The organism is Immundisolibacter sp., assembly GCF_041625615.1.
GTDB lineage: Bacteria > Pseudomonadota > Gammaproteobacteria > Immundisolibacterales > Immundisolibacteraceae > Immundisolibacter.
The window spans coordinates 1-6,885 of sequence record NZ_JBFJTF010000123.1 but is presented as its reverse complement, the minus strand read 5'-3'; the positions used below and the strand labels follow the sequence as shown (position 1 = coordinate 6,885).

Annotated in this window: 7 protein-coding genes; 4 read left to right on the top strand and 3 right to left on the bottom strand. The window is 69.5% G+C overall.

Going from position 1 to position 6,885, the window contains the following annotated elements; translation table 11 throughout:
* Nucleotides 1-1,228 (bottom strand): DEAD/DEAH box helicase (locus ABYX71_RS09520; RefSeq protein WP_372696267.1); only part of this gene is annotated, 1,228 nt, incomplete at its 3' end.
* A 227-nt stretch (nucleotides 1,229-1,455) separates the two neighbouring features.
* Between ABYX71_RS09520 and ABYX71_RS09515 the strand changes: the two genes are divergently transcribed.
* Nucleotides 1,456-2,142, top strand: coding sequence for a DnaJ domain-containing protein (locus ABYX71_RS09515; RefSeq protein WP_372696266.1), 687 nt, complete (start codon nucleotides 1,456-1,458; stop codon nucleotides 2,140-2,142).
* On the opposite strand, the gene ABYX71_RS09510 is transcribed toward ABYX71_RS09515, so the two are convergent.
* Both ABYX71_RS09510 and ABYX71_RS09505 read right to left on the bottom strand, forming a co-directional pair.
* Nucleotides 2,139-2,315: a YbdD/YjiX family protein gene (locus ABYX71_RS09510; RefSeq protein WP_372696265.1), complete on the bottom strand. Its 177-nt coding sequence runs from the start codon at nucleotides 2,313-2,315 to the stop codon at nucleotides 2,139-2,141. The genes ABYX71_RS09515 and ABYX71_RS09510 overlap by 4 nt on opposite strands.
* On the bottom strand, nucleotides 2,312-4,339 hold the full coding sequence (locus ABYX71_RS09505) for a carbon starvation CstA family protein (RefSeq protein WP_372696264.1): 2,028 nt from the start codon (nucleotides 4,337-4,339) through the stop codon (nucleotides 2,312-2,314). The genes ABYX71_RS09510 and ABYX71_RS09505 overlap by 4 nt, the downstream gene beginning before the upstream one ends.
* Nucleotides 4,340-4,454: 115 nt before the next feature.
* Here ABYX71_RS09505 and ABYX71_RS09500 point away from each other — a divergent pair, with 115 nt between their 5' ends.
* The 3 genes from ABYX71_RS09500 to ABYX71_RS09490 are packed head-to-tail and all read left to right on the top strand — an operon-like array spanning nucleotide 4,455 to nucleotide 6,708.
* Nucleotides 4,455-5,036, top strand: a complete 582-nt coding sequence (locus ABYX71_RS09500) for a class I SAM-dependent methyltransferase (protein ID WP_372696263.1) — start codon at nucleotides 4,455-4,457, stop codon at nucleotides 5,034-5,036.
* A gap of 50 nt (nucleotides 5,037-5,086) precedes the next feature.
* A complete protein-coding gene (locus tag ABYX71_RS09495; RefSeq protein ID WP_372696262.1) occupies nucleotides 5,087-6,091 on the top strand; it encodes an XdhC family protein in 1,005 nt (334 codons plus the stop codon).
* Complete coding sequence (locus ABYX71_RS09490) at nucleotides 6,088-6,708, top strand: NTP transferase domain-containing protein (RefSeq protein WP_372696261.1); 621 nt, start codon at nucleotides 6,088-6,090, stop codon at nucleotides 6,706-6,708. Before ABYX71_RS09495 ends, ABYX71_RS09490 begins: the two co-directional genes overlap by 4 nt.
* Nucleotides 6,709-6,885: the final 177 nt, after the last annotated feature.

Here is a 6,885-nt window from a genome sequence, read left to right as displayed (position 1 = left end):
GACGCGGGCGTCGGCGCTGCTGATCGGCCGGTGCAGCCGGCCGCCGATCGCCACCACGCCGTGGCTCCGGGGAGACCATGGACGCGGCGCCCGCCGACGGCTCGTAGCCGGGCAGCACCTGCGGCGTGATACGCAGGTTGATCAAACGCTCGATACTGCGCAGGAGCCCGATTTCGTCCGGCGCCACCAGCGAGATCGCCCGCCCGTCTCTGCCGGCGCGCCCGGTGCGGCCAATGCGGTGCACGTAGTCGGCCGGCACCTGCGGCAGGTCGTGGTTCACCACCAGCGGCAGCTGGTCGATGTCCAGGCCACGCGCAGCGATGTCGGTCGCCACCAGCACCCGCAGATCACCGCTCTTGAAGCCTTCCAGCGCCCGGGTGCGGGCTCCCTGGCTCTTGTTGCCGTGGATGGCCGCGCTGCGCAGCCCGTCCTTCTCGAGCTGCTCCGCCAACCGGTTGGCGCCATGCTTGGTGCGGGCGAACACCAGCACCTGACGCCAGTTATTGCTGCCAACCAGCCAGGACAGCAGCTCGCGCTTGCGGGTCTTGTCGACCGCGTACGCTTCCTGCGAGATGCGCTCGACCGTGGTGTTTCGCGGCGCCACGTCGATCTCCACCGGCCGGCGCAGGAACTGGCCGGCCAGGTCGCGAATTTCCTGGCTGAACGTGGCCGAGAACAGCAGGGTCTGCCGATCGCTGGGCACGCGGGCAAGAATCCGTCGCATGTCGCGGATGAACCCCATGTCGAGCATGCGGTCGGCCTCGTCCAGCACCAGAATTTCCACCGCATCCAGCGACACCGTGCCCTGCTGGAGGTGATCGAGCAGACGGCCGGGCGTGGCGGTCAACACATCCAGGCCCCGCGCCAGCGCGGTCACCTGCGGATTGAAGCCCACACCGCCGAACACCACGGCGCTTTTCAGGCGCAGTTCACCGCCGTACGCGCTGACGCTGTCGCCGACCTGCGCCGCCAGTTCGCGCGTGGGCGTGAGAATCAGGGCCCGCACCGTACGCGGGCGCAGGGGGCGCCCCGAGTCGGCGAGACGCTGCAACATCGGCAGCGCAAACCCGGCTGTCTTGCCGGTACCGGTCTGGGCGGCGGCCAGCACATCCTGGCCGGCGAGGACCACCGGCACAGCCTGCTGCTGGATGGGAGTGGGATTGGCGTAGCCGCGTGCGGCCACGGCACGACACAGCTCAGCGCGCAGGCCGAGCGTGGCAAATGGCATTGAGAGATCCTTCGGTAGTAACCGGGCCGAACGAGATAGTCGAGGCCGGTCAGAAACAAGACTGGCGCTCACGGCGCCGACAGAGACCGGGCGCCGCGAGCGCGGCAACCCAATAATCGGCTAGTTTACCCCGGCTTGCCGCGCGACGGCTAAAACCCGCGTCCAAGGCGCCGATAAACTGTCCGAGGTGGGCCCGCCTCGCTGCCCGGCCCGGGAAGTCGATCGCCATGACGTCGCCAAACCGCCGCAACTACTACCGCATTCTCCACCTGCAGCCGGACGCACCGGAGGCGGTGATCCGCACCGCCTACCGCACCCTGATGCAGACACTGCGCCAGCACCCGGACCTCGGTGGCGACGGTGCCACCGCCAGCCTGCTCAACGAGGCCTACGCCACGCTGTCAGACCCGGACCGGCGTGCCGCCTACGACGCGCAGCTCGGCGATCCTGAGCACGCCTCGCCTCCACCGCCTTGCCCACCTGCCGCGCCGGACAGGCAGTGCCCGTACTGCCTGTCCGGAATCGCCGTGCAGTCCCCGGGCACGAGCCACCGGCGGTGCCAGGTGTGCGGCAGTCCGTTGTCGCCCCCACCGGGCGCGCAACAGTTCAACGAGGCGCGACGGGCCTTCGATCGCCGAACCCTGGCCGCTCCGGTGGAGTACTTCCTGCGCCAGGACAGCGGACCACGCGCGGCGATGCTCGAGGATTTCTCGCCGGCCGGCGCCCGGATGACACTCGACCACCACCTGCCCCCGCACACGGTACTGGCGCTCAAAACACCGTTGTTCGACGCGCTGGCCCAAGTGGTGGACTGCCAACCGGCACCGTCACGCAAGCACTGGCAACTGCGTGTGCAGTTCCTGACGCTGGCGCTGACGGCACCGGCCGGCAGCCTGGTCACTACCCACGTCTAGCAGCAGCGGCGTACCTGCGACCAGTCCGCCGCCTGACGCTGCTTGAAGAAGGTGCGCCGGTCCAGCACCGGCCGCTCGGGATGTACCGCCGCGTGGTGTGCCAGATAGCGCTCGTAGGCGTCGTCACCACTGACCGCCCGCAGCCACGACCAGAACGCGCGCACCAGCTTCATGCCGACTCCTGCGCCGGTGTCATGCCGGCACTCTGGCGCACATGGCGCAGGCACACCCGCGTCATGTCGGCCAGGATCAACCACAGCAACCCCACGAACAGCACCGTCAGCCAGCCATCCAGGCGCTGGTTGAAAATCAGCTGCGGCGCCACCGCGGCCTTCTCCGGTGGCAACACGCCCGCCGCCAGCTTGCTGGCCAGGTCATTGGCACCGGCAAAGAAACCCAGGCGCGGGTCATCGCTCATCACTTTTTGCCAGGCGGCGCTGCTGGTGACCACCGTCAGCCAGGCCAGCGGCAGGCCGGTGACCCAGAAATAGCGCTCCCGCCCGGTCTTGACCAGGATGGCGGTGCCCACCGACAGGGCAATGGCCGCCAGGATCTGGTTGGAAATGCCGAACAGCGGCCACAGGATGTTGACCCCGCCGGCCGGATCGATAACGCCGATGTACAGAAAGTACCCCCACCCGGCGACCACCAGCCCGCTGCACAGCAGCACCGACGGATACCAGGCCGTGCGCCCCAGCGCCGGCACGAAGTTGCCCAGGAAATCCTGCAGCATGAACCGTCCCACGCGCGTGCCGGCATCCAGGGTGGTCAGAATGAACACCGCCTCGAACATGATCGCGAAGTGGTACCAGACCGCCAGCATCCCCTGACCGAAGGCGCTGCTGAAGATGCTGGCCATCCCCACGGCCAGTGACGGCGCCCCGCCGGTGCGCGCGAACAGCGTCGCCTCGCCCATTTCCCGGGCGAGCGACTCCATCTGTTCGAGCGTGACCGGGAAGCCCCAGGAAGAAATGGTCGCCACCGCCTGCGCACCCTCGCCGACCACGCCGGCGGCGGTGTTGATGGCGAAGAACACGCCCGGCTCCAGCACGCAGGCGGCGATCAGCGCCATCAGGGCCACGAACGACTCCAGCATCATGCTGCCGTAACCGATCATGTGGATGTCGCGCTCATCGGTCAGCAGCTTGGGCGTGGTGCCCGAACTGACCAGCGCATGGAAGCCGGATACCGCACCGCAGGCGATGGTGATGAACACGAAGGGAAACACCTTGCCGGCGAAAATCGGCCCCGTGCCATCCACGAACTGCGTCAGCGCCGGCATGTGCAGTACCGGGTTCAGCCACACGATGGCCACGGCCAGCAACGCCACCGTACCGAGCTTCATGAACGTGGACAGGTAATCGCGCGGCGCCAGCAGCAGCCACACCGGCACCACCGCCGCCACGAAGCCATACACCATGATTCCGTAGGCGATGGTCAGCGGCCCGTGGTCGAACCAGGTCCGCAGCGTTGGCTGCTGGTCCACCCAGCCACCGCCCCACACCGCCAGCAGCAGCAGCGCGATGCCGATGGCACTGCCCTCGAGCACCCGGCCGGGCCGGATGCCGCGCATGTAGACACCCACCAGAATGGCAATCGGCACGGTCGCCAGCACGGTGGCGGTGGCCCAGGGGCTGTGCTTCATGGCGTTGACAATCACCAGCCCCAGCACGGAAATCAGGATGATCAGGATCATCAGCGTGCCGATCAGCGCTGCGCCACCGCCGACCGGACCCAGCTCGTCACGGGCCATCTGGCCCAGGCTGCGGCCGTTGCGCCGGGTGGAGAAGAACAGCACCGTCATGTCCTGGATGCAGCCACCGAGCACGGCGCCGACCAGGATCCACAAGGTCCCCGGCAGGTAGCCGAACTGCGCTGCCAGCGTTGGCCCGACCAGCGGCCCCGGCCCGGCGATGGCCGCGAAGTGGTGGCCAAACACCACCCAGCGGTTGGTGGGCACGAAATCGCGGCCATCGTTGATGCGTACAGCCGGCGTTGCCCGCCCGCCGTCGACCAGCAGCACGCGCGTCGCCACCCACGCGCCGTACACGCGATAGCCGATGGCATACACACACACCGCCGCCGCAATCAGCCACCAGGCGTTGATCGACTCGCCACGCGCCAGGGCAATGCCCCCGAACACGAACGCGCCCAGCCCCGCAACTACCAACCAGAACAACAGCTTGCGGACCGACATGCAACCTCCCCTGAAACTCTCGCCCACTCGCGCCCGGCGGCGCCAGGGCGCTAATGCTACCCGCTGCGGCGCGCATCTCATGCTCTATGCTTGATCGCTACCCGAGGAGCCCGACATGACCACAGCCGACGCCGACCGCTGGGAAGCCCGCTACCGTTCCGGCACCGCCGCCTACGCGGCGCAGCCCGCGCCGTTCGTGCAGCACTGGTTGCCACGCCTGCCACGCGGACGGGCGCTGGATGTGGCGTGCGGTCTCGGGGCCACCGCCATCGCGCTGGCCGAGGCCGGTTTCGCGGTCACCGGCATCGACATCGCACCGACCGCGCTGGCGCGCGCCCGGGAACACGCCGACCGCCGCGGCGTACGGGTCGACTGGCAGTGTGCTGACCTGGCCGATCACCGCCTGCCGGCCGACCACTACGACCTCATCGTCAACATCCACTATGTCAACCGCGACCTGCTGGCGCAGTTCGCCGACGCGCTCAGGCCCGGTGGCTGGCTGCTGTTCGAGCAGCACCTGCGCTGGCCGGAACCGGTGGCCGGCCCGGCTTCCGACCACTACCGCCTCAGGACCAACGAGCTGCGGCACCTGCTGTGGCAATTGCAGCTGGTGCATTACGAGGAAGGCCTATGCGACGCGGCGGGCAGCGACCGCCCCCTTGCCCTGGCGCGCGCCGCGGCCCGGCGCCCCGGCTGACGGCGCCGCATACAATCGACGCAAGACGTGCACACACCGTAGGCACCCGCATGGACAGCAGCGATCTGAACGTCATTCGCGCCCTGCAGGACTGGGTCCGGGCAGGCGGGCGCGGCCATCTGGTCACCGTCGTAAAAACGTGGGGCTCCTCGCCACGACCCGCCGGGTCACTGCTGGCGGTGGGCGGGCCGGGACACCTGATGGGATCGGTGTCCGGTGGCTGCGTGGAGGACGACCTGGTGGTCAGACTGCGCAGCGGGCAGGTCGCCTCGGAGCGCCCCGAACGCGTGGTGTATGGCGTCTCGCGCGAGGAAGGCGAACGCTTTGGCCTGCCCTGCGGCGGCACACTGGAACTGGTCTGCGAGTCGATAGACGACGCCGAGGCCCTGGAGCCGGTGCGTCAGGCGCTTGAACAACGCCGGGCCGTGTGCCGCGAACTCGACCTGAACACCGGCACCACCCGCCTGCTGCCCGCACAGCCCCACACCGCCGCCTGCCGGCTTCAGGACAGCCTGCTGCGCAAGGTGTTCGGGCCGCAGTGGCAACTGATCATCATCGGCGCGGCCGAGCTGTCGCGCTGCATCGCCCAGCTGGCGCAGGCGCTCGACTACCACGTGGTGGTCTGCGACCCGCGCGCCGACTATGCCGCCACCTGGGACGTGCCCGGCACCGAATTGGTGGCCGGCCTGCCGGACGACCTGATCCGCGCGCGCGTCAGCGACGAGCGCTCGGCCATCATCACCCTCACCCACGACCCGCGCGTGGACGACATGGCCCTGATCGAGGCCCTCGAATCACCCGCCTTCTACGTCGGTGCGCTCGGCTCGCGGCGCACCACCGACGCCCGCCTGGAGCGCCTGCGCCAGCTGGACGTCCCCGCCACCGCCCTGGCGCGCCTGCATGCCCCCATCGGCCTGCCCATCGGCTCGCACGCGCCCATGGAGATCGCGGTCGCCATCGCGGCGGAACTGATCGCCGCGCGCAACAACGCACTCGGCGGCGCCCGTGACCGGCTGGCCGACCCCGCCGCGCGCAAAGCCGCCAGCGCTGCGTGAGTACCTGCCCCACCGTCGGCATCCTGCTGGCCGCCGGCGCGGGCAGGCGCTTCGGTGGCGACAAACTGCTGGCGCCCCTGCATGGCCGGGCACTGGTGCTGCATGCACTGGCGGCGCTGCACCCGGCGGTCGATCAAGTGATTGCCGTCGTGCGCCCCGGCGCTGGGGCATTGGCCGACGCTCTTGAACAGGCCGGCGCCCAGGTGGTGGAGTGCCCACGGGCCACCCTGGGCATGGGCCACAGCCTGGCCTGCGGCGCCGACCACGCGCCGCCCGCCGCCAGGCTGCTGGTATCCCTGGGCGACATGCCGGCCGTGCGACCGGACACCATCCGGCGCGTGCGTCGGGCGCTGGAGCGCGGAGCGGTCATCGTCGTGCCGACCCATCATGGCCACCGTGGCCACCCGGTGGGTTTCGCCTCCGCCCTGCAGCGGGAACTGACCCGGCTGGTCGGCGACCAGGGCGCCCGCGCCCTGCTGCAGCGACACGCCGCCGACGTGCGGGAAATCGCTGTGGATGACCCCGGAATCCTGCACGACGTCGACACCCCGACCGACCTGTCGGAAACAACCGCGCGCGCATTGACCCCCGTCCCCCGCGCCCCCGCCGACCGATGACGATCATCCTGCGCATTTGGGCCCGCACACATCACGCGGTATCCTTGTGGGTTCTACCGTTTTGCACGAACGGTCGGCTGCGTGTCTGATCGGCCTCCGCTGGCTCGTTATCCGGCACCGGCCCGGTTTGGCCCTGACAAGACCCGAACGGGCGCTCCAGGGTTGTTTTCAGTCATG